The sequence below is a fragment of the Candidatus Aquicultor secundus genome, assembly GCF_002791875.1.
GTDB lineage: Bacteria > Actinomycetota > Aquicultoria > Aquicultorales > Aquicultoraceae > Aquicultor_A > Aquicultor_A secundus.
The window spans coordinates 2,633-2,871 of record NZ_PFNG01000265.1 but is presented as its reverse complement, the minus strand read 5'-3'; positions in this window follow the sequence as shown (position 1 = coordinate 2,871).

The window sequence follows — 239 nt, the reverse complement described above, 5'->3', positions numbered from 1 at the left end:
GCGATTACTGTAACTATTGGTAAAATGCCGTGCGATTATTGCTGTGTTTCTTGTAGACAAAAAGAATAAAACGATAAATAAAAAAGAAAGCCTCTTGAATCCTTAGCTAGCAAGAGTCTATAACAGAGGCCCGGGATTGTAAAGTAAGCGTGCGAGAAGGCATCGCTGTGAGCTGGCATAATGCTTACGTTGTTTACCAATATTACCACAAAGAGAGTAAAGCTTAACTGGGGCTTACA